The organism is Amycolatopsis ponsaeliensis (genome assembly GCF_030182635.1).
Taxonomy (GTDB): domain Bacteria; phylum Actinomycetota; class Actinomycetes; order Mycobacteriales; family Pseudonocardiaceae; genus Amycolatopsis; species Amycolatopsis ponsaeliensis.
Genome location: NZ_JAPZLD010000003.1, coordinates 92599 through 114595, shown reverse-complemented (window position 1 = coordinate 114595; position 21997 = coordinate 92599). Strand labels below are relative to the sequence as shown.

The window sequence follows — 21997 nt, the reverse complement described above, 5'->3', positions numbered from 1 at the left end:
CCGGCCGCCACCGGTAGGTCTCCGCGCGGGCCCCGAACAGCACCGGCTCGTCGCGCAGCGGCGGGTTCGCCGAGCACGAGCACCGTCATCGCCGGCCCGTGCCCGGCGACGATGGCCGGCAGGCCGGGCCGTTCCGCCAGGGCCCGCACCGCGAAGCCGGCCTGCCAGGACCGGAGGTCGATCCGGCTGCCGTCCGCGAAGCGCACGGCGACGGCCACCGAGGGGGTCCTTCGAGCGCACCCTGGCCACGGTGACGGCCGCCCTCCGCCAGCCCGTCCGGCGCGCTGCCTGCGCGCGCCGTTCCGCGGCGAAACCGCAGTAGCCGCCGTACGCCGCGATCGCCGGACCGACAACCATCAGCGGCACCTGGCCGCTGAACAGGCACGCGACCGCGACCAGGATCTCCAGGACCATGAAGGCCGCCAGCCGCCGGAACCGCCGCTCCAGCGCGGCCGCGCCGTGCGCGGACCACGCCGGTGCGCTCTTTTCCCGCGGTGGCAGCCAGCGGTTCTTCACGGGACGCGGGGCTCGCGGGCCCCCACCGGCACGGCGTAGGGCCACTGCCCGGGCTCCTCCGGCGGGAACAGCACGACCATGAAACGGCCCGCGCCACCGACCCAGACCTCCTGCGAGTGCGCGTGTCCCCGGGCGCCGACCAGGTGCGTCGAGGCGGCGGGGTACAGGACGATCCGGCTGTGGTCGCGGTAGCGGACACTGACCTTGCCGGTGTCCGCGCGGCCCGACGGCGTGAAGACCAGGACCTCGGCGGCGCGCCAGCCGTCGGCGACGACCGCGGCGTGCCGCTTGCGCCATTCGATCGCGGAGTCCACGAAACACAGGATGCCGATGACCGCGCCGGCCAGCACGAGCCCGAGCATGATGCCGCCCTCGCCCGCCGGGACGTGTTCGCGGGCGGGCAGGACTCCGGCGGCCGTCACCGCCGCGATGACGGCGACACCCACCAGCACGCCGAAGAGCCAGGCCCGGGTGCCGTAGTCCCCCAGCCGTTCGGTTTCCAGGTCGAGGTCGAAGCGGGCCGTCGGACGGCGGCCGTCCGACGGCGGGAGCCAGGCGTCCGGCTCGTGCTCGGGCGCCTCTTCCTTGCCCATCCACGACAACGTGAACGCGTACAGCAGCGTCAGGATCAGCGCGCGAGAAGCAGCGCGATGAGCGCCAAAGTTCCCGGCAGCACCTGCACGAACAGGATCCGCTTGTTCGCCGTCGCCGCGCCGTAGAGGCCCGCGATGATCACGCAGACGATGCCGTACAGCTTGAGCTGGAAGCCCGTCGGGTCGCTCGCGATGAGGCCCCACACGAGCGCGAGCGCCAGGAAACCGTTGTACAGCCCCTGGTTCGCGGCCAGCGGCGCGCTATCCTTCGCGAACTCCTCGGTGGTGCCGAAGGCCGCGCGGGCCCGGGGCGTCGTCCAGAGGAACATCTCCAGGACGACGATGTAGACGTGGATCAGGGCGACGAGCCCGACCAGGATGTCGGCGACGATTGTCACGCGTGCTCTTTCTCATCGGCGAGGAGCAGGCGCTCTTCGGTGTCGAAACAAGTGTGCGTGCCGGTGTGACAGGCCGGGCCGGTCTGGTCGACGCGCAGCAGGACCGTATCGCCGTCGCAGTCGATCCGCACCTCGCGGACGTGCTGGTAGTGCCCGGACGTCTCGCCCTTGACCCACAGCTTCTCCCGGCTGCGCGACCAGTACGTGCCGCGGCGGGTGGAGAGGGTGGCGGCGAGCGCGTCGTCGTTCATCCAGGCCATCATCAGCACGTCCGAAGTGGCGTGTTCGACGACGACCGCGGCGATCAGGCCGTCGGCGTTGCGCTTGAGGCGCGCCGAGACGGCCGCGTCCAGGGTCATGCCCGTACTCCCAGGATGTGCCGCTTCACCGGCATCGAGTTGAACAGGACGAACGCGTAGCCGTACCCCGCGAAGGACAGGCCGGAGAACAGCTTGTTCCACCACAACGCGGCGGCGAGCAACAGGAACGCGTGCAGCAGCGCGAACACCACGGTGATGACGAGCCCGCCGATCCGGGCACTGCCCAGCTTGAGCACGAGCCCGGTCGTCACGACGCCGCCGAGGATGAGCGCGAGCGCGGGGATCCGGAAGATCGCCAGGCTCGACCCGGCGCCGATCACCGGGACGAGGTCGAGCAGCGCCCAGGCGAGCGGCAGCCCGACCAGCAGGGCGGCGGTGACCTTGACCTCGACGGGTGCCTGCCAGGACTTCATCGGACCTCTACCCCGCCTTCGCGCAGCGCGTCCTTGACGTCGCCGATCTTGAGCTGTCCGAAGTGGAACACGCTGGCCGCGAGGACCGCGTCGGCGCCGGTGCGGACCGCCGGCAGGAAGTGCTCGACCGCGCCCGCTCCCCCGCTGGCGATCACCGGGACCCGCACGGCCTTGCGGACCAGCTCGATGAGCTCGAGGTCGAAGCCGTTCTTGGTGCCGTCGGCGTCCATGGAGTTCAGCAGGATCTCGCCGACCCCGAGCTCCTCGCCGCGCGCGGCCCACTCGACGGCGTCGATGCCGGTGCCGCGGCGGCCGCCGTGGGTGGTGACCTCGAAGCCGGACGCGGTGGGCTCGCCGCCCTCGGGCACGCGGCGCGCGTCGACCGACAGGACGATGCACTGGGAGCCGAACCGGCGGGAGGCCTCGTGGAGGAACTCCGGCCGGGCGATCGCGGCGGTGTTGATGCTCACCTTGTCCGCGCCGGTGCGCAGCAGCCGGTTGACGTCGTCGTTGCTGCGGACGCCGCCGCCGACGGTGAGCGGGATGAAGACCTGCTCGGCGGTGCGGCGGACCACGTCGTAGGTGGTCTCGCGGTCGCCGGAGGACGCCGTGACGTCGAGGAACGTCAGTTCGTCGGCCCCCTCGGCGTCGTAGCGCCGGGCCAGCTCGACGGGGTCGCCGGCGTCGCGGAGGCCGGCGAAGTTGACGCCCTTGACGACCCGGCCCGCGTCGACGTCGAGACAGGGGATCACCCGCACCGCGACAGACATGCCCACCAGCGTAGTCAAGAGCGTTCTAAGCTCGGCCAATGGCACGGGCGGGGCGGCGGCCGGGGCAGACCGAGACGCGCGAGAAGATCCTCGACGCGGCACGGCACCGGTTCGCCGAGCTGGGGTACGACGGCGCGACGGTCCGCGGGATCGCCGCCGACGCGGGCGTGAACGCGGCCCTGCTGCACCACTTCTTCGGCAGCAAGCAGACGCTGTTCGCGGCGGCGATGAACCTGCCGGTGAACCCGGCGTCGCTGGTCCCCGCCATCTTGGCCGGCCCCCGCGCGGGCCTGGGCGAACGGCTGGTGCGCGCGTTCCTCGCGATCTGGGCCACGCCCGAGGGGCGGACGCCGTTCATCGCGATGCTGCGCGCGGCGGCGACGAACGAGCAGGTCGCGCTGATGATGCGCCAGTTCATCGAGCGCACGGTGCTGGCGGAGGTGGCGCGGGCCCTGGACGTGCCGAGGATCCGGGTGACCGGGATCGCGGCGCAGATGATGGGCGTCGCGCTGCTGCGGTACGTGATCAAGCTCCCCCCGCTGGCCGAGGCGGACGACGAGGAGATCGTCGCCCTGCTGGCCCCGGTGGCGCAGTACTACCTGGAAGGCCGCGAAACCGTCGGTGGCCCGCCGTAAGCTCGAAATCGGGGGCCTGCTCAGCACCGCGCGTTCACGTCCCGGCCACCCGATTCGTCTACTTTGCCGCCCGTGCGCAGACTTCTCCCGGTGGCCGTGGCCGCCCTCTCCTTGCTGACCGCCGTTCCCGCGTCCGCCGCCGCCGGTGACCCGGCACCGGTGGTGCAGACCGAAGCGTTCGCGGAGCCCGCCGACGCCGACGACCCCGCCATCTGGGTCCACCCCCACGACCCGGCGCGCAGCGTCGTGCTGGGGACGCTGAAGGAGGGCGGGCTGGCGGCGTTCGACCTGGACGCGCGGACGCTGCAGCGGGTCCCGGCCGGGCCGGGCGGGCGGTTCAACAACGTCGACGTCGTCGGCGACCTGGCGGTGGTCAGCGACCGCGGCCGCGACGTCATCCGGGTGTTCCGGATCGACCCGCGCGGCTCGGCGGCGGGCGCCGGGGTGCTGCGGGACGTGACCGACCCGGCCGCCGCCCGGGTGTTCCCGGAGTCCGAAGTGGACGAACAGCGCACCGCGTACGGCCTGGCGGCGGGCCGCGACCCGGTCACGGGCATCCGGTGGGTGGCGGTGACCCGCCGCCACGAAACGCGGGTGGCGCTGCTGCGGCTCGTCGACCAGCCGGGCGGCGTCGGTACGGCACCGCTGGGTGTGGTGGACCTGCCGTCGTCCTTCCGGCTGCCGAACGGGGTTTCCTGGTCGCCGTGCGAGGAGCCGGGCGAGCGGCCGCAACTGGAGGGCTCGGTGCTCGACGGCCGCGTGCTCTACACCGCGCAGGAGGACGTCGGGATCTGGCGGATCCCGCTCACCCCGGCCGGCTTCGGACGTCCCGAGCTGGTCGACCGGGTGCGTTCGTACGGCGTCCCGTCGCGCTGGGACGACGTCACCGAGGAATGCGTGCCGTCCGGCGTGGATCCGGGCTTCGGCGGCCGGTGGCTCGAAGCCGACGCCGAAGGCCTGGCCCTCGCGCACGGCACGCTGTTCGCCTCCAGCCAGGGCGACTCCCGGTTCGTCGTGTACGGCCGGCACACCCGTGACCTGCGGATCGTCGCCGGCCGCGGCACGGATTCGGTGGAGCATTCGGACGGCTCGGCGATCAGCACGGCGTACCTGGGCCGGCGGTTCCCGCACGGCCTGCTGGTGGTCCACGACGGCGAGCGTCACCCGGCGGCCGGCGACCTCGCGACCACGGGCTTCGCCTTCGTCCGGCTCGAGGACGTCCGGTAAATACTTCTCACACCCGTGCATCAGCCCGGCCCCCTCGTGCGTCCAGGGGAGGACGGAAGGGACGCGTGTGCGCTTTGAAGAGTTCGTGGCGGAGCGGCTGGACGGGCTGCTGCGCTACGCCACCGTCCTGACGAACGACCCGCACCTGGCCCAGGACGTCGTCCAGGACGTGCTGCTGCGCGCCCAGCAGCGCTGGGACGGCATCGACGCCCCGCCGGCGTACGTCCGGCGGATGATCACCAACGAGTACCTCTCGTGGCGCCGGCGGGCGGTGCGGCGGATGGTGCCGAGCAGCCACGACGTCCTCGACGCGCTCGGCCCGCCGGAAGCCGATCCGTCGGCCGCCTACGACGAGCGGGACGCCATGCTCGGCCTCCTGGAAACGCTGCCCCGCAAGCAGCGCGCGGCGATCGTCCTGCGTTACTACGAGAACTACTCCGACGCCGAAATCGCCGCCGTCCTGCGCTGCGGCACCTCCACCGTGCGCAGCCAGATCTCCCGCGCCCTCGCGACCCTCCGCCAGGCCCCGCACGCCACGACCCTCACCGGAGCCCCCGAATGACCCGCAGCGAGCACGAGACCGAGACGCTGATCCGGGACAGCCTCGACCGCCTCGCCGCCCGCGCCCCGGACGGCGAGGCGGTCCGCGACGCGCTGGCCCGAGCCGGCCGCAAGCCCCGGCCGGTGGCCCGGCTCGCGCTGGTGGCCGCCGCCGTGGTCGTGATCGTGGCGGGCGTCATCGCGGGCACCCAGGCCTTCACGACGTCCGAACTGGCCCCGGCCGCGAGCCGCCCGGTGCTCGGCTACAGCCCGGGCTGGCTGCCCGAGGGCTTCACCGAGCAGTACCGCGAGGGCGGCCCGGGCATCGCGCCGCAGGTCCGGCGGTGGTTCGCGGGCCCGGCCGAGATCGCGCTGTCGGCGTACTCGACCGCCGATCCCGAGTGGTCGCGGACGGCGCTGCGGATCGCGTCGCTCCGTGACCAGATCCTGGTGCACGGCCGGGTCGCCATGGTCACCGGCGACCCCGGCGGCGCCGCGCTGCTCACCTGGCTGGCCGACGACACCCACGTGCTCACCGTCCGGGTCGGCGGCGTGCCGGACACGCGCGCGGTCGCCCAGCGGATCGCCGACGACGTCACGCCCCAGCCGGTCGGCGTCCACGGCGAACTGCGCTTCGGCGCGCTCCCGGCGGGCTTGGCCGAGCGGTCGGCCGCCGTCAAGGGCACCGGCCCGGCCGACGCGAGCACCGAGCTGACCGCGGCCGACCCGGCGCGGCCGTCGGCTCCCGCGGTCCGCGTCACGGCGAGCGCGGGCTCCCCCGGCGTCAACGGCGCTGCCTCCGTCACCGTGCGCGGCGGCCAGGGGTTCTTCGTGGCGCCGAAGAACGGCGAGGAGGCGATGGTCGCCGTCCGGCTGCCGTCGGGGCGCTGGCTGACGGTGGCTGGCCCGCGGCCGGAGGCCGAGCTGGTCGCCGTCGCGGACGCCGTCCAGCTCGACCCTTCGCCCGACTACCGGTGGCTCGGGCGGGCTACCAGCTGACCATCGGGAACCAGATGATCCCGAGCCGGCCGAGCACGCGAACGTCCCAGTAGAGCAGCGTGAACGTGCCGCCGACGAGCAGCGCCGCGCCGGTCACCGTGGCGATCCGGGCGGGTTTCGCGGCGAGCCAGCGCTGCACGCGCCCGCCCGTGGCGTGCGTCAGGATCAGGAACAGCACGCCCATGATCACGATGTTGCCGAGCGACTGCAGGGCGAACGCGGCGGCGCCGTAGAAGACGTTGTGCTCTTCGGCGGCGCTGCGGAACATGATCCGGAACAGCGGGTAGGGCCGGCCGATGAGGAACCCGCCGATGAGCGCGCCCATCAGGACGAGCGGGGCCGCCGGGTGCCGGGCGACGAACCCCGCGAACGGGTTCCGGAGGATGCCGAGCGCGATCAGGCCCATGACCAGGAAGACGAGGCCGACGACACCGAACGCGACCATCGACTGGATGCTGCGCGGGCTCAGGCCGGACGTCTGCGCGGTGGAGAACTGCGGCATCCGCGTGCCGACGAGGGCGACGATCACGCCGTAGACGATCGACACGGCCAGCATGCCCACGGCGATCCAGCCGAGCGGCTTGAGCGTGGTCGCGAAGCGCCGTTTCTCCCCGGCCTGGCCGCCGACCAGCGGGGCGACCGCGCCGAAGGCGGCGATGTTGCAGGCGGTGAAGGACCCCGCGAGGCCGGAGACGAACGCGAAGAGCGTCCCGGCGAGGACCCCGCTGATCGGGGTGGCCTTCGCGTCGTAGCCGAGCAGCCCGTTCGCGACGCTGTCGCCGATGACGGAGTCGACGAACGGCGCGGACCAGAGCGCGGTCAGCGCGAACCCGGCGAGGACCGCGAGCACGGCGATCGCGGCCCGGCGCGCCGGGTACGGCCCCGCGCCGAAGAACTGTGCTTGCGGATGAACCGGTACCTGCTGTGTGACGGCCATCGACATTCCCTCCAGCTCAGGGGAACTCCCAGGCCACAAAGCGTTTCAGACACGAGCGTTGAAACGCTTCCGCCGCTCGTGTGGGTTCACGCGGCGATCGGACTAGGTATTTCGGCCCTCTTGACGCCGGGAACTCACCGGGCGCAGAATTAAACATGTGACTAATTCAGCCCTCGAGGTCACCGGCTTGCGGGTCCGGCGCGGTGGCCGGCCGGTGGTGCGGGACGTGAGCTTCGCGGTGCCGCGCGGCGCCGTCACCGGGCTGCTCGGCCCGAGCGGCTGCGGCAAGACGACGCTGATGCGGGCGATCGTCGGCGTGCAGATCGTCGAAGGCGGCACCGTCACCGTCCTGGGCCTGCCCGCCGGCAGCCCGCCGCTCCGGCGCCGGATCGGCTACGCCACCCAGAACCCGGCGATCTACGCCGACCTCACCGTGCGGGAAGCCCTGCGCTACTTCGCCGCGGTGCTGCGCGCACCGGCGTCCGATGTGGACAGAGTCATCGCCGAGGTCGGCCTGGAAGACCACGCCGGCAAGCTCGTCGGGTCGCTGTCGGGCGGGCAGCACAGCCGCGCGAACCTCGCCGTCGCCCTGCTCGGGAAGCCGGAGCTGCTGGTGCTCGACGAGCCGACCGTCGGGCTCGACCCGCTGCTGCGCGACGAGCTCTGGGCGCTCTTCCGCCGGCTCGCCGACGGCGGCGCCACGCTGCTGGTGTCCAGCCACGTCATGGACGAAGCCGCGCGCTGCGACCGCCTCCTGCTCATGCGCGAAGGCACCCTCCTGGCCGACGACGCACCGCTCGCCCTGCGCGAGCGCACCGGCACCGCCGACCTCGAACAGGCCTTCCTCCACCTGGTGCGGGCCGCCTCGTGAACCCCGCGCTGACGCTCGCGACCACGCGGCGCATCCTCACGCAGCTGCGGCACGACCCGCGCACCGTCGTGATGCTGGTCCTGGTGCCGACGCTGCTGATGATCCTGCTGCGGTACGTCTTCAACTCGACGCTGGTGTTCAGCCGCATCGCGCCCGCGCTGCTCGGCGTGTTCCCGTTCCTGATCATGTTCCTCATCGCGTCGATCACGACGCTGCGGGAGCGGACCACGGCCACCCTCGAACGCCTGATGACGCTGCCCATCGGCCGGCTCGACCTGCTCTTCGGCTACGCGCTGGCGTTCGGCTCGATCGCCGTCGTCCAGGTGGCGCTCGCGGCCGGCGTCTCGCTGTGGTGGCTCGGCCTCGACCTCGCGGGTTCGGTCGTGATGCTGCTGGTGATCGCCGTCCTCGACGCGCTGCTGGGCATGGCGCTCGGGCTGTTCGTCAGCGCGTTCGCCCGCACCGAGTTCCAGGCCATCCAGTTCATGCCGGTGTTCGTGCTGCCGCAGATCCTGCTGTGCGGGCTGTTCGTGCCGCGCGAGGACATGGGCTGGCTGCTGCGGTGGCTCTCCGACGTCATGCCGCTGTCGTACGCGGTCGAGGCGCTGACCCGCGTCACGGCGTCGTCGACGGTGGACGCGGTCATCCTGCGGAACCTCGTGGTCGTGGCGTGTTGCGCGCTGCTGGCGCTGGTGCTTGGCGCGGCGACCTTGCGGCGCCGGACGCCGTGACTACCGTGGTGCCATGGCATCCGAAACGGACCGGCTCGCGGCCGAGCGCTACGTCGTCCTGACCACGTTCCGCAAGGACGGCCGGGCGGTGCCGACCCCGATCTGGGTGGCCGGTGACGCCGGCGAGCTCGTGCTGTGGTCGGAGCGCAAGGCCGGGAAGGTCAAGCGCATCCGCAACAGCGGCCGGGTCGAGGTCCAGGCGTGCGACCTGCGCGGGCAGAAGACGCACGGCGCGGTGGCCACCGGCCAGGCGCGGCTGCTGGACCTGCCGGAGCTCGAACGCGTCCGGAAGGCGGTCGCGCGCAAGTACGGCGTCGTCGGGTGGATCACGATGTTCTTCTCGAAGCTGCGCGGCCCGGCCGACCGGACGATCGGGATCGCCGTCAAGCTCGACGGCTGAAGCTGCGGAACCCGCGGCGCAGGTAGTTCGGCAGCGCGTTCGGGTGGTCGAGCGTCGAGGTGTGCAGCCAGACCCGGCGCGCGCCGGGCAGCGCCCACGCGTCGGCCACGACGAGGGTGAGCGCGTAGCCGCCGAGCCCCTTGCCGACGAACTCCGGCAGCAGGCCGAACGTGGTGATCTCGACGTCGCCGCCGGGCCGCGGCTCGATGTCGGCGGCGCCCGCGACGTCACCGCGGTACTCGACGAGCCGGTACTGCCGGTCCGGTTCGGCGAGCCAGCTTTCCCAGTCTTCGTCGGTCCTCGACGCGCTCGGCCACCGGTACGGCGTGCCGATCCGGACGTGCAGGTCGCGGATCGCCGGCCCCGCCGCGGTGGCTTCGAGCGCGACGCCGTCGACGACCGGCGCGGGGTTGAGCTGCTCGGCGGCGGTCATTTCGAGCTCGGTGACGATCTCCTCCACCCGCGGCAACCTACGGGCCCCGGGGTCCGCTGTCAGCCCCTTATCGGGGGTGGGCTCGCCGCACGCAGCGCCGCGGCCATGGCGGCCGAGTCGTGGTCCGGGCCGCACCCTTCGACGAGCACCAGGTCACCCGGGATGTGGTCGGCGCGCAACCGCAGGATCTCCCGGTAGGCGGGTGAGCCGTACCACTCGTGCGCCGCGGCGAGGCTCGGGAACTCGATGACCACGAGCGCGCCGGGCCAGTCGCCTTCCATGACCTCCACCGGCGAGCCGTGCACGACGAACTTGCCGCCGAAGGGGTCGAGCGTCGCCTGGATGCGCTCCAAGTACTGGAAGACGTCCTCGGGCAGTTCGGCGGGCGGGCGCAGGTGGGCGAGTCCGTAGGCGGTCATGGCGTTCCTTCCGTTGTCTTGGAAGGAATCCTGGCGCTCCGCGGGAACGACGTCGATTACGCCGGAGGTAACGCTAGAGCTTCGCGACCGCGGCGAGGGCCTCGGGCAGCGTGAACGCCCCGGCGTAGAGGGCCTTGCCGACGATCGAGCCTTCGACGCCGTCCGAGGCCAGGCCGGCCAGCGCGACGAGGTCGTCCACACTGGACACCCCGCCGGAGGCGATCACCGGTGCGTCGGTGCGAGCGACGACGTCGCGCAGCAGGTCGAGGTTCGGACCGCGCAGGGTGCCGTCCTTGCTGACGTCCGTCACGACGTAGCGGGACGCGCCGTCGCGGTCCAGGCGCTCCAGGACCTCCCACAGCTCGCCGCCGTCGGAGGTCCAGCCGCGGGCCGAAAGGCGGTGGCCGGCCTCGGTGATCCGCACGTCGAGGCCGATCGCGACGCGGTCGCCGTACTCGCCGATCACCCGCGTCGTCCACTCCGGGTCCTCGAGCGCCGCGGTGCCGAGGTTGACCCGGCGGGCGCCGGTGGCCAGCGCGGCCTTCAGCGACGCGTCGTCGCGGATGCCGCCGGAGAGCTCGACCTGCACGTCGAGCCGGCCGACGACGTCGGCGAGCAGGTCGCGGTTGCTGCCCTTGCCGAAGGCGGCGTCGAGGTCGACCAGGTGGATCCACTCGGCGCCGTCGCGCTCCCAGGCGAGCGCCGCTTCGAGCGGGCTGCCATAGGAGGTCTCGGTGCCGGCCTCGCCCTGGACGAGTCGCACGGCCTGGCCATCGGCCACATCAACGGCGGGAAGCAGCGTGAAAGTCACGCCGGTAACTCTAGGGCGGAGACGCGCGTCACCCGGTCAGAGGGTCGCGAGCCAGTTGCGCAGCAGGTGCGCGCCGGCGTCGCCGGACTTCTCCGGGTGGAACTGGGTGGCCCAGAGCGGCCCGTTCTCGACCGCCGCGACGAAGTCCTCGCCGTGGTTGGCCCAGGTGACCTTGGGTTCCTGGCCGGCCAGGCCCGACTCCAGCTCCCACTTGCGGGCGGCGTAGGAGTGGACGAAGTAGAACCGCTCGTCCGCGTCGAGGCCGGCGAAGAGCTGTGAGTCCGCCGGCGCGCGCACGGTGTTCCAGCCCATGTGCGGCAGGACGTCGGCGTTCAGCCGGTCGACGACGCCCGGCCACTCCCCCGTGCCCTCGGTCTCCTCGCCGTGCTCGACGCCGCGGGAGAAGAGGATCTGCATGCCGACGCAGATGCCGAGCACGGGACGGCCGCCGGCGAGGCGCTTGCCGATGATCCGGTGGCCCTTGACGTCCAGCAGTCCCGCCATGCACGCCGAGTACGCGCCGACGCCGGGCACGACCAGGCCGTCGGCCTCGATCGCGGCATGCGGGTCGGCGGTGACCTCGACTTCGGCCCCGGCGCGCGCCACGGCGCGTTCGGCGGAGCGGAGGTTGCCGGAACCGTAGTCGAGGATCACCACACGAGACACGCCACCCAGCGTAGCCGGAGGGCTCAGCGGCGCTCGAACGAATACACGTCGGTCACCGTGTTGCACGGCGCCGGCGGCACGACCTCCACGCGCAGCACGCCGGCGTCGTAGTCGACGCCTTCCGGGGTGAAGGTGCCGGTGCAGGTGCTGACCAGCGGGACCTGGCTGATTTCGCGCACCTTCGCGGTGACGTCGTGGCCGTTGAGAGGCCGCGGGAGGTCGATCTGCAGAAGCTGCAGGTTGGTCGGGTACAGGTCGTTGTACGGGTCGCTGGTGGCGCAGATCAGCCGCGTCGGGCTGACGAAGTCGCAGCCCTGGGCGCTGCGGATGTGGTGGTCGAGGTGAATGCGGGCGGCGATGGGCAGGTCGCCGGCCTGCTTCGGGCCGCGGGGGTTGAGGAACGGCGTCGCGGAGACGTAGAGGCGGTCGATCTCGCCGAGCGGGCCGGAGACCAGCCACTGGCCGTCGGGGGTGGCCGCGACCTGGGCGTTGGCGTTGGGCGCGGGTTCGTCGGCCTGCAGCGGGTGGACGAACTCCGTGGTCGTCCCGTCGGGCTTGGTGACCAGGTACATCTTCGTCGCCGGAGTGGGGCTGACGGTGTCCTGGTAGACGTCGAAGACGTAGCCGCGCAGCGAGTCCGGGTCGCCGACGTGGCCCCAGCCCTCGTCCTTGAGCGGCTGCGGGATCGTCGCGCCGTTGCGGTAGACGATCTCGGGGGTGTGGCCGGGCAGCCGCAGCGTGGTGATGCCCTCACCGCTGACCCGGTTCTCGGCGGTCGTGTGCCCGACCTGGCGCCAAGAACTTTCGTGCGCCGTGGCGACGCCGGTGGTCGCGAGCAGGGCGGTGACGGTGAGGGCGAGCAGACTGGCCGCGCGCATGTGCGCTCCTCGGAAGTAGAGGCCTTGGCGGCGGCGACGCGATTCTGCCACGGCGGGGTCTTCGGCCGGAAGAATCTTGGAGAAGGACGTTTGAGCCTCCCGGCCACCGGGTATCAAGTCACCCGATCGTGTGGGCTGACCCCGGCACGACCGGACGCCAGGGAGGCGAAGAGATGTCCGAGGACGATCTGCTGTCCCAGATGCTGCACGCCTGGCGCGACGACATCGACAGTGTGCCGTTTCCGCAGTTCACCGAGCTGCTGATCCCCCGCCAGCAGATCCGGACGCGGTGTTCGCCGTCCGCGTCTGCTGTCCGCGTGACGAACGCCACGCGGAGGACAGACGCCTGACTGTGGTTTCCTGCGGGGGCCGCATCGACGCGTCCCCCGGGAGTCCTCATGAGTCGCAGCCCTGATCCGCACGACTTCCTCGACCTCGACGCCGGGCTCGCCGAAGAGGAGCGCGCCATCCGCGACGCCGTCCGCGCGTACGCGAAGGACCACCTGCTGGACCACGTCGCCGACTGGTACGAATCGGGCGCGCTGCCGGCCGCCGAGCTGGCCAAGGGCTTCGGCTCGCTGGGGCTGCTGGGCATGCACCTGGAGGGGTACGGCTGCGCCGGCACGAGCGCGGTCGCGTACGGCATCGCGTGCCGTGAGCTGGAAGCCGTCGACTCGGGGCTGCGGAGCTTCGTGTCGGTGCAGGGTTCGCTGGCGATGTACGCGATCCACAAGTGGGGCAGCGAGGAGCACCGGCAGGAGTGGCTGCCGCGGATGGCCACCGGCGACGCGCTGGGCTGCTTCGGGCTGACCGAGCCGGACGCGGGCAGCGACCCGGGCTCGATGCGGACGCGGGCGGTGCGCGACGGGTCGGACTGGGTGCTCTCGGGCACGAAGATGTGGATCACCAACGGAACGGTCGCCGACGTCGCGGTCGTCTGGGCCCAGACCGACGACGGGATCCGCGGCTTCGTCGTCCCGACGTCGACGCCGGGGTTCACGGCCAACGAGGTCAAGCACAAGCTGTCGCTGCGGGCCTCGCTGACGGCGGAGCTGGTCCTGGACGGCGTCCGGCTCCCCGATTCCGCGGCGTTCCCCGAGGTCCGGGGCTTGCGCGGGCCGCTGTCGTGCCTGAACGAAGCCCGCTACGGAATCCTGTTCGGCGTCGTCGGCGCGGCTCGTGCCTGCTACGAGGCGGCGCTGGAGTACACGCTGTCGCGGTCGCAGTTCGGCAAGCCGCTGGCCGGGTTCCAGCTGACGCAGCGCAAGCTCGCCGACCTGCTGGTCGAGGTCAACCGGGCCGGGCTGGTGGCGCTGCAGATCGGGCGGCTCAAGGACGCCGGGACGCTGCACCACAACCACGTGAGCTTCGGGAAGATGGCGAACGTCCGCTCGGCGCTGGACGCGGCGCGCACGGCCCGCTCGATGCTGGGCGCGAACGGGATTTCGCTGGAGTACCCGGTGATGCGGCACATGGCGAACCTCGAGACGGTGCTGACGTACGAGGGCACCGAAGAGATGCACGCGCTGTCGCTGGGCCAGGCCGTGACGGGGCTGGCCGCGTTCCGCTGATCCGTTTTTGTCGGTGGTGGCCGGTAGCTTCCGGTCCGTGGACTTTTCTTCTTTCGAGACGGTGCTGGAACTGCGCCGCTACACGCTGCACCCGGGTCGGCGCGACGAGCTGATCGAGCTGTTCGAGCGCGAGTTCGTCGAGCCTCAGGAGGCCGCGGGGGCGCACTTGTTCGGGTTGTTCCGGGTGCCTTCGTCGCCGGACGAGTTCCTGTGGCTGCGGGGTTTCCGGTCGCTCGCCGACCGCAAGGCGGCCCTGGAGGAGTTCTACTTCGGCCCGGTGTGGAAGGCGCACCGCGACGCGGCGAACGCGACGATGGTCGACTCGGACGACGTGCACCTGCTGCGTCCGGTCCTTCGCGGCCTGGCTTCCCCTCCGCCGGGATCGGAGGTGTTCCTGACGGTTTCCCCCGCTTCGGCGCCCCCGGCCTCCGCGTTCGCGGCGTTCGAGACCGAGCCGTCAGAGAACACCTTCCCCCAGCTGCCGGTCCACACCGACGCCCCGGTGTCGGTGTGGCTCAGCCGCGAGGCTTCGCCGTCGAGCGAGCGGTTGGAGGCGACGTCGCGCTCATTGCTCCGTTGAAAGCAGCTCGGTGAGCCCGTGGGGGTAGAGGATCTTGGTGCCGTCACGGAATTCCTGGAGGTCGACCCAGCGCGCGGTGGCGGGGTCGTCGAGGATCTTCATCTCGTCCCGGGCGTAGATGCCGGCGTCGACGAAGGCGGCTTCGTAGACGAAGGCGATCTCGTGCCCGGGGTTGCCGCGCCAGGTGAAGACGTTCTCGAGCACCCCCAGCCGTTCCTTGACGACGACCTCGGCGTCGAGCTCCTCGCGGAACTCGCGCACGAGGGCGTCTTCACTGTGCTCGCCGAACTCGACCCCGCCCCCGAGCGGCCGGTAGTAGGTCTCGCCCTTGACGTCGTCGTGGCCTTCGAAGACGAGGATCTGCTCGCGCCGCCGGAGCAGGCCGAGCGCGATCGGCCGGATGCTGGACCCCATGCCGCCCACGCTAGCGGGCTTCGCCTCCCGGAGCACGACCCCGAGCTGACCGGGTTGGGGCCGGAACGCCGTCGAGGACGATCACCGGGAACGTCCGGTCGGTGTTCCGCTCGTAGGCGGAGGTGCCGTCGGAAACCAGGCGGTAGAGGCGGTCGTGTTCCTCGCCGGCCGTCACGACGGCGCGGGCCTGGTAGGAGCCGTCGCCGAGCTCGACCGTCACCGCCGGGTCGGCTCGCAGGTTGTGGAACCAGGCCGGATGCCCGGGGGCGCCCGCCTTGGAGCCGACCACGAAGACGCGGCCCCGGTCGTCCACGGCGAAGCCGAGCGGCACGGTCGTCCGCCGTCCGGTGCGCGCCCCGGTCGTGGTCAGCAGCAGGATCGGGAACGGCGGTTGGCTGACGGTGCCGTGCCGGGCGCGGAATTCGCTGATGACGCCCTGGTTGTAGGTCCGGAAGTCCTCGTCGGATGGCACGGTGGACATGGCACTCCTTCGTCTCTTGCCCTCACCCGGTGCAGACCGCCCGCGCCCGCGAAAGGAATCGGTCCGGCGCCTACTCCCCCAGGAAGTCCCGGATCGACAGCCGCAACGACCCCGCGTCCAGCCCGTGCGCCAGATCGTGGTCGGCGATCCCGCCGTACGTCCGGACCTCCGCGTCCCGCCGGACCCCCAAGGACCGCAGCCGATGCGGCAGGTCCGCCAGCGCCTCCGACACCCAGAACGCCGAAGTCCCGGCCAGGTAGGGCTCCACGAGAACAACCGAGCCGGACGCGGCCAGCACGGCCGAACGAAGACCGGCGGAATCGAACGGCCGGATCGTCGACGCGTACAGCACCGTGACGTCGAGGTCCGCACACGCCCGCAGCACCCGGTCCAGCATCGGCCCCACCGCCACGACCACGCCCGACGACCCGGACCGCAGCCGGGTGAACCCGACGCCGAGATGCGGCGACGCGTTCGTCTGCGCCGAAAGCCGCAGGTAGACGCGCCCGTCGCCGGGCACGGACTCCAGCAGCAACCGGCGGGCTTCGGCGGCGTGCCCGGGAACGTGGACCGTCCAGCCCGGCAGCGAGTCCATCAGCGCGACGTCACCCGGCGACTGGTGCGTCCGGCCCGCGGTCGGCATGTCGTACGAGGCGCCGTACGACACCAGGACCCCACCCACGTCCTGGTGCGAGAAGTCCAGCTTGATCTGCTCGAACGCGCGCTCCACCAGGAACGACGGGAAGGTGTGCACGATCGGCCGCAGCCCCGCCAGCGCCAGGCCCGCGCCCGTGCTGACCAGCAGCTGCTCGCGGATGCCCACGTTGATCACCCGGTCCGGGTGCCGGTGCGCCGCGCCGGCGAGCTGGGCCGCCGAGATGTCGGCCAGCACGACCGCCACGTCCGGGTCGGCGTCCAGGATCTCTTCGGTCGTCCGCAAAAACGTTTCCCTCACGGAAATCAGCCCTTCGGTTCGACAACCGCGACGACCGCCAGCGGCCGTCCCGGATGCGGGGTGGTGAATGCCTCGTGCAGCGCGTCGTGGTCGCGGCCGGACACCGTGCGCGTCTCCCAGCCCTCGACGTCGAAGCGGCGGGCGATGCCTCCCGGCCAGCCGCGCGTCGACGACCGGTTGTCGATCACCACCGTCGTCAGGTTTTCCAGGCCGAACCGTGCCGCGACGACGATCGCTTCGTGGTTCGAGCCCTCGTCGAGCTCGGCGTCGCCGACCAGCGTCACGACTTTCGACGTCAGCCCGCGGGCGCGCAGGCCCAGCGCCGTGCCGAGGGCGATCGGGAGGCCGTGGCCGAGGGAGCCGCTGGAGATCTCGACGCCGGGGACGCGCCGGCGGTCGGGGTGGTGGCCGAGGCGTGACAGCGCGTTGGACCACGTCGGCAGCTCGGCCTCGTCGAGAAAGCCCTTCACGGTGAGCACGGCGTAGTACGCCATCGGACCGTGTCCTTTGGACAGCAGGAACCGGTCGCGGTCGGGCTCGCGGAAGTTCGCCGGCGTGACGTCGAGCACGCGGTCGTAGAGCACCCACAGTACGTCCACAGTGGACTCCGCGGCGGCGTGGTGCTTGTCGTCGCCGGTCATCAGCGAGATCAGTCGCGGCAGCTCGGCGTAGCCCGGTTCGGTCGCAGTGGTCATGCTCCGACGATGCAACCTCGACTAAACTCGAAGTCAAGGATAGCCTGAGCTGGTGACGAGGCTCGCTGAACATCTCAGCATCGGACAGGTGGCGGACCGCAGCGGGGTGCCGCACACGGCACTGCGGTTCTACGAGGAGAAAGGGCTGATCAGCTCGGAGCGGTCGGCGGGCAACCAGCGCCGCTACCCGCGCTCGGTGCTGCGTCGGATCGCGTTCATCCGCGCGGCGCAACGGGTCGGGCTTTCCCTGGAGGACATCAGCTCGGCGCTGGCATCGCTGCCCGCCGACCACGCGCCGACGAAGGCCGACTGGGCGCGGCTGTCGCGCGACTGGCAGCACGAGCTCGACGCACGGATCGACGCACTGCAACGGCTTCGCGACCGGCTCACGGGCTGCGTCGGCTGCGGGTGCTTGTCCCTGCGCAGCTGCGCGCTCTACAACAACGACGACGAGCTGGCGCGCTTCGGACCGGGAGCGAGCAAACTGCGCCCGGCGGTCGAGGGCGGCATCTAAATCGCTTGCCTGCCGCGGGATCCTGGGGAGGCAATGAACGAGAAAGAAATGACCCGCATCTCCAAGCGGCTGGCGCGCCACCTGCGCCACGACCCCGCCGCCCTCGGCCTCACCCTCAGCCCCGACGGCTGGACCGAGGTCGACCCCCTCCTGCGCGCGTTCAAGATCACCCGCGAACAGCTCGACGAAGTAGTGGAGACGAACAACAAGCGCCGGTTCGCATTCGACGAGACCGGCACCCGGATTCGAGCGAGCCAGGGCCACAGCGTTTCGGTCGACCTCGGCCTCGCTAACGCGACCCCACCGGAAGTCCTGTTCCACGGCACGGTGTCAAAGTTCCTCGACGCGATTTTCCACGAGGGCCTGCGCCCGATGAACCGCCACGCGGTCCACCTTTCGGCAACCCTCGACACGGCAAGAAAGGTCGGCGCCCGCCGCGGAAAGCCGGTAGTCCTCCGAGTGGACGCGGCGGGGATGACGGCGGCGGGCCACGCGTTCCAGGTGAGCGCGAACGGCGTATGGCTGACGGAGTCGGTGCCCCCGGAGTACCTCCACCGCCTCGGCTGAGGCATGAGCAGCGGTCGGCTCGCGCACCCAGCCGGACAACTCGCGCACCGGCCGGACGACACGCGTACCCGACCGGCCGGCCCGCGCACCCGACCGGCCGGCCCGCGCACCCCGAAGGTCGGCCCGCACACCTGGACCGTCGGCTCGCGCACCCAGAGAGGCGACTCGCGTACTTAGACCGTCGGCTCGCGCACCCAGAAAGTCGGCTCGCGTACCTGGACGGTCGGCTCGCGTGATCGAAGCCGGATCTCGCGTGACTGAGCGCGACTCTCGCGTGATCAGAGACGGAACTCGCGTGTCTGGAAGCGCATCTCGCGTGATTGGGCGCGCGTCTCGCGTGATTAGGCGGGCATCTCGCGTGATTAGGCGGGCATCTCGCGTGATTAGGCGGGCATCTCGCGTGATTAGGCGGGCATCTCGCGTGATTGGGCGGGCATCACCGGGATTGGGCGGGGTCTTGCGGGGTCAGGCTGTTGGTACCGGGGTGAACGTGCGGCGGCGGGGGCGGCCCAGCAGGCGGCGGCCCACGTCCAGCAGTTCCGTGCGCAGCTCTTCGTCCCCCAGGCGGGCCAGGTCGGGGGAACCGCCGGCCATCGCGATGCCCGTCAGCGTCACCAGTGCGTTGACCCGCGTCGTCGCGTCCGGGTCGGGGCCCGACAGGATGCCCAGCAACGCCTGGCCGAAGCCCTCCATGCCGCCGTGCGCCGACTTCTCGATCGCGCGCGCGATGCCCGGGTCGCTCGAGAACAGCGCCACCAGCGCGCGGTGCCGGATCACCAGGTCGACGAACCCCTCCAGCAGCAGGTCCACCTGCGCGCCCCGGCGCTTCTGCGCGGCCGCGCGCCGCACGAGGTCGTCCAGGTCGCGGACACCCGGCTCGGCCACCGCCTCGGTGATCTCCGCCTTCGTCTTGAAGTGGTAGTAGACCGCCGCCTTCGTGACCCCGAGCGCGTCGGCGATCATCTGCAGCGACGTGCCCTCGACACCGTGTTCGGTGAACAGCCGCAACGCGGTCTGCAGCAGTCGGGTCCGGGTGTCCTCGGCCGGGCCGGCGGTCATTCTTCCTCCTCAGCGAGCCGTCGGAGCGTACGTCACTCCCTGTCGATCGGCAAACCGCTTACCAGCCGATCGGCTAGCCGCGGACTTGCTGTTCGGCAAGTCACATACTTGCCGATCGGCTTGGACGCCCCCTTGCCGATCGGCTAGCGTGGCGACTAATCAGATGGAGTGAACCGACCCCGTTCGGGGGAAACGGAGCTGACGCGTGGCGACCTTCCTGTACCGGCTCGGCCGGTTGTCCTTCCGACGGCGGGCGCTGGTCGCCGCCGTCTGGGCGGCCGTCCTCGTGGCGCTCGGGCTGGGTGCCCTCACGCTGTCCGGCCAGCTGTCGAACTCGGTGACGATCCCCGGCACCGAGTCGCAGCGGGCGATCGACCAGCTGACCGAGAAGTTCCCGCAGGCCAACGCCGGTGGCGCCACCGCGCGCGTCGTCATCGAGGCGCCGGCCGGCACCTCCGTGACCGACGCGAAGGGCAAGGCCGCCGTCGAGTCCCTGGTCGGGCAGCTGAAGACGGCGCCGAAGGTCGCGGTCGTCGTGGACCCGTTCCAAGCGCAGTCGATCTCCCCCGACAAGCGCGTCGCCCTCGCCCAGGTCAGCTACGGCGCGAAGGCGTACGAGCTCACCGACAGTGACCGCCAGGCGCTGCTCGACGCCGCGAACGCCACCCGCGACGCCGGGTTCACCGTCGAGTTCGGCGGCGACGCCGTGCAGGGCATCCCGGAAACCGGCGCGACCGAGGGCCTGGGTGTCGCGGTCGCCGCCGTCGTGCTGATCATCACCTTCGGCTCACTGGTCGCCGCCGGGATCCCGCTGCTCACCGCGCTGATCGGCGTCGGCACCGGGATGGGCGGCATCTTCCTCGCCTCCGGGTTCCTCGAGCTGAACTCGAACACGCCGATCCTGGCGCTGATGATCGGGCTCGCCGTCGGCATCGACTACGCGCTGTTCATCGTGTCGCGCTACCGGCACGAACTCAGGCTCGGCCGCGACCCCGAGGAGGCCGCGGGCCGCGCCGCCGGCACCGCCGGCTCGGCCGTGGTGTTCGCCGGGCTGACCGTCATCATCGCGCTGGCCGGCCTGACCGTCATCGGCATCCCGTTCCTCGGCCAGATGGGCGTCGCCGCGGCAGTGACCGTCGCGGTCGCCGTGGTCATCGCCCTGACGCTGCTGCCCGCGATCCTCGGCTTCGCCGGTGCCCGGGTCGCCGGCGAGCGGATCCGCTTGCGCCGCAAGCCGGTCGAAACGACGCACGGCGAGCGTTGGGCGCGGTTCGTCGCCCGCCACCGGTGGCCGGTGCTGCTCGTCGCGCTGGCCGGGATGGCCGTCGTCGCGCTGCCCGCCCTCGGCATGCAGCTCGGCCTGCCCAACGACGCCACCGCCGCGCCGGAATCCACGCAGCACAAGGCGTACGAGATCGCCAGCCGCAGCTTCGGCGAAGGGTCCAACGGGCCGCTGCTGGTCGTCGTCGACACCGGTTCGAGCACCAACCGGCAGGCCGCGCTCGGCCAGGCCGCGGCAGACATCCAGAAGCTGCCCGACGTCGCCGCCGTCACCCCGGCGAGGGTCAACCAGAACGGTGACACGGCGTTGCTGACGGTGATCCCGAAGAGCGGGCCGAGCAGCACCCGGACCGAGGACCTGGTCGCCGCGATCCGTGCCGAGTCCGGCGTGCTGGAGAACGCGACCGGCGCGAAGCTGGCCGTCACCGGGCAGACCGCGGCGAACATCGACGTCTCGGAGAAGCTGTCCGACGCGATGCTCCCGTACCTCGGCCTGATCGTCGGGCTGGCGTTCATCCTGCTGATGCTGGTGTTCCGCTCGGTCGTGGTGCCGCTGAAGGCGACGATCGGCTTCCTCGGCTCGGTCGCGGCGACGTTCGGCGCGGTGGTCGCGGTGTTCCAGTGGGGCTGGCTGACGGACCTGCTCGGCGTCGAGTCGACCGGGCCGATCATGAGCATGCTGCCGATCCTGCTGATCGGCGTGCTGTTCGGGCTGGCGATGGACTACCAGGTGTTCCTGGTGACGCGGATGCGCGAGGAGCACGTCCACGGCGCGGAGCCGCAGGAGGCGATGGTGACGGGCTTCCGCCACGGCGCGCGGGTGGTCGTCGCGGCGGCGCTGATCATGATCAGCGTGTTCGCCGGGTTCGTGCTGGCGGAGTCGACGCTGATCCAGTCGATCGGCTTCGCGCTGGCGTTCGGCGTGCTGATGGACGCGTTCGTGGTCCGCATGACGCTGGTACCGGCCGTGATGTCCCTGCTCGGCCGCGGCGCGTGGTGGCTGCCGAAGTGGCTGGACCGGATCCTGCCGGACGTCGACGTCGAGGGCGAGAAGCTCACCAAGCACCTGGACGCGGCGCCGGATCACGACGAGCGCGAACTGGTGGGCGCGCGCCGCGGCGGCGGGGTGGGCCACACCCCGGGGGGGTGGTGGACAACCAGGCTTCGGCCGCGGGTTTTGTCGGCCGCTGCCGATAGACTGGACAAGGGCACGCCCCCCAGGGAGGGCGGGGGCTGTTCTGGGGTCCTAGCTGGCGAACCAGAAGACCGCGCCGCCGATGGCCAACAGGGCCGCGACTCCCAGCACTCCCGCCATGAACTTGG

Annotated in this window: 28 protein-coding genes and 1 pseudogene; 13 read left to right on the top strand and 16 right to left on the bottom strand. The window is 71.7% G+C overall.

What is annotated here, in order from left to right; all coding sequences use genetic code 11:
- Nucleotides 1–512 precede the first annotated feature (512 nt).
- Genes QQ657_RS05815 through hisF form a run of 5 tightly spaced genes read right to left on the bottom strand, consistent with a single transcriptional unit; the run spans nt 513 to nt 3010 of the window.
- Nucleotides 513–1109 carry a hypothetical protein gene (locus tag QQ657_RS05815; protein ID WP_284741016.1) on the bottom strand — a complete coding sequence of 199 codons (597 nt, stop codon included), beginning with the start codon at nt 1107–1109 and terminating at the stop codon, nt 513–515.
- Between the two features lie 35 nt (nt 1110–1144).
- Nucleotides 1145–1507 carry a DUF1304 domain-containing protein gene (locus QQ657_RS05810; RefSeq protein ID WP_284741015.1) on the bottom strand — a complete coding sequence of 121 codons (363 nt, stop codon included), beginning with the start codon at nt 1505–1507 and terminating at the stop codon, nt 1145–1147.
- Nucleotides 1504–1866, bottom strand: coding sequence for a phosphoribosyl-AMP cyclohydrolase (hisI, locus tag QQ657_RS05805; RefSeq protein ID WP_086674708.1), 363 nt, complete (start codon nt 1864–1866; stop codon nt 1504–1506). Before hisI ends, QQ657_RS05810 begins: the two co-directional genes overlap by 4 nt.
- A complete protein-coding gene (locus QQ657_RS05800) occupies nt 1863–2240 on the bottom strand; it encodes a hypothetical protein (protein ID WP_284741014.1) in 378 nt (125 codons plus the stop codon). Before QQ657_RS05800 ends, hisI begins: the two co-directional genes overlap by 4 nt.
- The gene (hisF, locus tag QQ657_RS05795; RefSeq protein WP_284741013.1) at nt 2237–3010 is read right to left on the bottom strand and encodes an imidazole glycerol phosphate synthase subunit HisF; all 774 of its coding nucleotides are present in this window, start codon (nt 3008–3010) and stop codon (nt 2237–2239) included. Before hisF ends, QQ657_RS05800 begins: the two co-directional genes overlap by 4 nt.
- A 38-nt stretch (nt 3011–3048) precedes the next feature.
- Here hisF and QQ657_RS05790 point away from each other — a divergent pair, with 38 nt between their 5' ends.
- The 4 genes from QQ657_RS05790 (at nt 3049) to QQ657_RS05775 (ending at nt 6411) form a co-directional block, all read left to right on the top strand.
- Nucleotides 3049–3645, top strand: coding sequence for a TetR/AcrR family transcriptional regulator (locus QQ657_RS05790; protein WP_284741012.1), 597 nt, complete (start codon nt 3049–3051; stop codon nt 3643–3645).
- Nucleotides 3646–3735: 90 nt separating this feature from the next.
- Entirely contained in the window at nt 3736–4872 is a 1137-nt protein-coding gene (locus QQ657_RS05785) for a phytase (RefSeq protein ID WP_284741281.1), read from the top strand.
- Between the two features lie 67 nt (nt 4873–4939).
- Complete coding sequence (locus tag QQ657_RS05780; protein WP_284741011.1) at nt 4940–5434, top strand: SigE family RNA polymerase sigma factor; 495 nt, start codon at nt 4940–4942, stop codon at nt 5432–5434.
- Entirely contained in the window at nt 5431–6411 is a 981-nt protein-coding gene (locus QQ657_RS05775) for a hypothetical protein (protein WP_284741010.1), read from the top strand. The genes QQ657_RS05780 and QQ657_RS05775 overlap by 4 nt, the downstream gene beginning before the upstream one ends.
- Here the strand turns inward: QQ657_RS05775 and QQ657_RS05770 are convergent.
- Complete coding sequence (locus QQ657_RS05770) at nt 6401–7348, bottom strand: hypothetical protein (RefSeq protein ID WP_284741009.1); 948 nt, start codon at nt 7346–7348, stop codon at nt 6401–6403. The genes QQ657_RS05775 and QQ657_RS05770 overlap by 11 nt on opposite strands.
- 157 nt (nt 7349–7505) lie before the next feature.
- Here QQ657_RS05770 and QQ657_RS05765 point away from each other — a divergent pair, with 157 nt between their 5' ends.
- From QQ657_RS05765 to QQ657_RS05755, 3 genes are read left to right on the top strand one after another with little or no spacing between them, the layout of a single operon-like run.
- Entirely contained in the window at nt 7506–8219 is a 714-nt protein-coding gene (locus tag QQ657_RS05765) for an ABC transporter ATP-binding protein (protein ID WP_284741008.1), read from the top strand.
- Nucleotides 8216–8950 (top strand): ABC transporter permease, encoded by a 735-nt coding sequence (locus QQ657_RS05760; RefSeq protein WP_284741007.1) that lies wholly within the window; start codon nt 8216–8218, stop codon nt 8948–8950. The genes QQ657_RS05765 and QQ657_RS05760 overlap by 4 nt, the downstream gene beginning before the upstream one ends.
- A 13-nt stretch (nt 8951–8963) precedes the next feature.
- Nucleotides 8964–9350, top strand: coding sequence for a PPOX class F420-dependent oxidoreductase (locus tag QQ657_RS05755; protein WP_284741006.1), 387 nt, complete (start codon nt 8964–8966; stop codon nt 9348–9350).
- Here the strand turns inward: QQ657_RS05755 and QQ657_RS05750 are convergent.
- From QQ657_RS05750 to QQ657_RS05730, 5 genes are all read right to left on the bottom strand, one after another.
- Nucleotides 9334–9810 carry a GNAT family N-acetyltransferase gene (locus QQ657_RS05750; protein ID WP_284741005.1) on the bottom strand — a complete coding sequence of 159 codons (477 nt, stop codon included), beginning with the start codon at nt 9808–9810 and terminating at the stop codon, nt 9334–9336. The genes QQ657_RS05755 and QQ657_RS05750 overlap by 17 nt on opposite strands.
- 32 nt (nt 9811–9842) lie before the next feature.
- Complete coding sequence (locus QQ657_RS05745) at nt 9843–10202, bottom strand: DUF1330 domain-containing protein (protein ID WP_284741004.1); 360 nt, start codon at nt 10200–10202, stop codon at nt 9843–9845.
- Between the two features lie 73 nt (nt 10203–10275).
- Nucleotides 10276–11013 (bottom strand): bifunctional 1-(5-phosphoribosyl)-5-((5-phosphoribosylamino)methylideneamino)imidazole-4-carboxamide isomerase/phosphoribosylanthranilate isomerase PriA, encoded by a 738-nt coding sequence (gene priA / locus QQ657_RS05740; RefSeq protein WP_284741003.1) that lies wholly within the window; start codon nt 11011–11013, stop codon nt 10276–10278.
- A gap of 36 nt (nt 11014–11049) precedes the next feature.
- A complete protein-coding gene (gene hisH / locus QQ657_RS05735) occupies nt 11050–11670 on the bottom strand; it encodes an imidazole glycerol phosphate synthase subunit HisH (protein ID WP_284741280.1) in 621 nt (206 codons plus the stop codon).
- A 32-nt stretch (nt 11671–11702) separates the two neighbouring features.
- A complete protein-coding gene (locus QQ657_RS05730; RefSeq protein ID WP_284741002.1) occupies nt 11703–12557 on the bottom strand; it encodes a hypothetical protein in 855 nt (284 codons plus the stop codon).
- Between the two features lie 173 nt (nt 12558–12730).
- Here QQ657_RS05730 and QQ657_RS05725 point away from each other — a divergent pair, with 173 nt between their 5' ends.
- Genes QQ657_RS05725 through QQ657_RS05715 form a run of 3 tightly spaced genes read left to right on the top strand, consistent with a single transcriptional unit; the run spans nt 12731 to nt 14708 of the window.
- Nucleotides 12731–12907 (top strand): hypothetical protein, encoded by a 177-nt coding sequence (locus tag QQ657_RS05725; protein ID WP_284741001.1) that lies wholly within the window; start codon nt 12731–12733, stop codon nt 12905–12907.
- Nucleotides 12908–12955: 48 nt separating this feature from the next.
- Nucleotides 12956–14128, top strand: a complete 1173-nt coding sequence (locus QQ657_RS05720; RefSeq protein WP_284741000.1) for an acyl-CoA dehydrogenase family protein — start codon at nt 12956–12958, stop codon at nt 14126–14128.
- Between the two features lie 37 nt (nt 14129–14165).
- Entirely contained in the window at nt 14166–14708 is a 543-nt protein-coding gene (locus tag QQ657_RS05715; RefSeq protein ID WP_284740999.1) for an NIPSNAP family protein, read from the top strand.
- Here the strand turns inward: QQ657_RS05715 and QQ657_RS05710 are convergent.
- The 4 genes from QQ657_RS05710 to QQ657_RS05695 form a co-directional block, all read right to left on the bottom strand.
- Complete coding sequence (locus tag QQ657_RS05710; protein ID WP_284740998.1) at nt 14694–15122, bottom strand: NUDIX hydrolase; 429 nt, start codon at nt 15120–15122, stop codon at nt 14694–14696. The two genes, QQ657_RS05715 and QQ657_RS05710, sit on opposite strands and share 15 nt — an antisense overlap.
- Nucleotides 15123–15132: 10 nt before the next feature.
- Nucleotides 15133–15603 (bottom strand): nitroreductase/quinone reductase family protein, encoded by a 471-nt coding sequence (locus tag QQ657_RS05705; RefSeq protein WP_284740997.1) that lies wholly within the window; start codon nt 15601–15603, stop codon nt 15133–15135.
- 70 nt (nt 15604–15673) lie between these two features.
- Nucleotides 15674–16564: a transketolase family protein gene (locus QQ657_RS05700; protein ID WP_284741279.1), complete on the bottom strand. Its 891-nt coding sequence runs from the start codon at nt 16562–16564 to the stop codon at nt 15674–15676.
- The gene (locus tag QQ657_RS05695) at nt 16564–17253 is read right to left on the bottom strand and encodes a thiamine pyrophosphate-binding protein (protein ID WP_284740996.1); all 690 of its coding nucleotides are present in this window, start codon (nt 17251–17253) and stop codon (nt 16564–16566) included. Before QQ657_RS05695 ends, QQ657_RS05700 begins: the two co-directional genes overlap by 1 nt.
- Before the next feature lie 52 nt (nt 17254–17305).
- On the opposite strand from QQ657_RS05695, the gene soxR reads away from it, so the two are divergent.
- Together soxR and QQ657_RS05685 are read left to right on the top strand one after the other, a co-directional pair.
- The gene (gene soxR, locus QQ657_RS05690) at nt 17306–17767 is read left to right on the top strand and encodes a redox-sensitive transcriptional activator SoxR (protein WP_284740995.1); all 462 of its coding nucleotides are present in this window, start codon (nt 17306–17308) and stop codon (nt 17765–17767) included.
- A gap of 33 nt (nt 17768–17800) precedes the next feature.
- Complete coding sequence (locus QQ657_RS05685; protein WP_284740994.1) at nt 17801–18334, top strand: RNA 2'-phosphotransferase; 534 nt, start codon at nt 17801–17803, stop codon at nt 18332–18334.
- A 465-nt stretch (nt 18335–18799) separates the two neighbouring features.
- On the opposite strand, the gene QQ657_RS05680 is transcribed toward QQ657_RS05685, so the two are convergent.
- A complete protein-coding gene (locus QQ657_RS05680) occupies nt 18800–19393 on the bottom strand; it encodes a TetR/AcrR family transcriptional regulator (protein WP_284740993.1) in 594 nt (197 codons plus the stop codon).
- A 205-nt stretch (nt 19394–19598) separates the two neighbouring features.
- On the opposite strand from QQ657_RS05680, the pseudogene QQ657_RS05675 reads away from it, so the two are divergent.
- Nucleotides 19599–21791, top strand: a pseudogene (locus QQ657_RS05675) (MMPL family transporter); the annotation flags it as partial.
- Nucleotides 21792–21997: the final 206 nt, after the last annotated feature.

What these genes read in the sequence shown, in the direction of transcription:
- QQ657_RS05815 (WP_284741016.1), bottom strand. Translation starts at nt 1,109, where the DNA reads ATGGGCAAGGAAGAGGCGCCCGAGCACGAGCCGGACGCCTGGCTCCCG.
- hisI (WP_086674708.1), bottom strand. Translation starts at nt 1,866, where the DNA reads ATGACCCTGGACGCGGCCGTCTCGGCGCGCCTCAAGCGCAACGCCGAC.
- QQ657_RS05800 (WP_284741014.1), bottom strand. Translation starts at nt 2,240, where the DNA reads ATGAAGTCCTGGCAGGCACCCGTCGAGGTCAAGGTCACCGCCGCCCTG.
- hisF (WP_284741013.1), bottom strand. Translation starts at nt 3,010, where the DNA reads ATGTCTGTCGCGGTGCGGGTGATCCCCTGTCTCGACGTCGACGCGGGC.
- QQ657_RS05790 (WP_284741012.1), top strand. Translation starts at nt 3,049, where the DNA reads ATGGCACGGGCGGGGCGGCGGCCGGGGCAGACCGAGACGCGCGAGAAG.
- QQ657_RS05775 (WP_284741010.1), top strand. Translation starts at nt 5,431, where the DNA reads ATGACCCGCAGCGAGCACGAGACCGAGACGCTGATCCGGGACAGCCTC.
- QQ657_RS05770 (WP_284741009.1), bottom strand. Translation starts at nt 7,348, where the DNA reads ATGGCCGTCACACAGCAGGTACCGGTTCATCCGCAAGCACAGTTCTTC.
- QQ657_RS05755 (WP_284741006.1), top strand. Translation starts at nt 8,964, where the DNA reads ATGGCATCCGAAACGGACCGGCTCGCGGCCGAGCGCTACGTCGTCCTG.
- QQ657_RS05745 (WP_284741004.1), bottom strand. Translation starts at nt 10,202, where the DNA reads ATGACCGCCTACGGACTCGCCCACCTGCGCCCGCCCGCCGAACTGCCC.
- QQ657_RS05730 (WP_284741002.1), bottom strand. Translation starts at nt 12,557, where the DNA reads ATGCGCGCGGCCAGTCTGCTCGCCCTCACCGTCACCGCCCTGCTCGCG.
- QQ657_RS05725 (WP_284741001.1), top strand. Translation starts at nt 12,731, where the DNA reads ATGTCCGAGGACGATCTGCTGTCCCAGATGCTGCACGCCTGGCGCGAC.
- QQ657_RS05720 (WP_284741000.1), top strand. Translation starts at nt 12,956, where the DNA reads ATGAGTCGCAGCCCTGATCCGCACGACTTCCTCGACCTCGACGCCGGG.
- QQ657_RS05710 (WP_284740998.1), bottom strand. Translation starts at nt 15,122, where the DNA reads ATGGGGTCCAGCATCCGGCCGATCGCGCTCGGCCTGCTCCGGCGGCGC.
- QQ657_RS05705 (WP_284740997.1), bottom strand. Translation starts at nt 15,603, where the DNA reads ATGTCCACCGTGCCATCCGACGAGGACTTCCGGACCTACAACCAGGGC.
- QQ657_RS05695 (WP_284740996.1), bottom strand. Translation starts at nt 17,253, where the DNA reads ATGACCACTGCGACCGAACCGGGCTACGCCGAGCTGCCGCGACTGATC.
- QQ657_RS05685 (WP_284740994.1), top strand. Translation starts at nt 17,801, where the DNA reads ATGAACGAGAAAGAAATGACCCGCATCTCCAAGCGGCTGGCGCGCCAC.
- QQ657_RS05680 (WP_284740993.1), bottom strand. Translation starts at nt 19,393, where the DNA reads ATGACCGCCGGCCCGGCCGAGGACACCCGGACCCGACTGCTGCAGACC.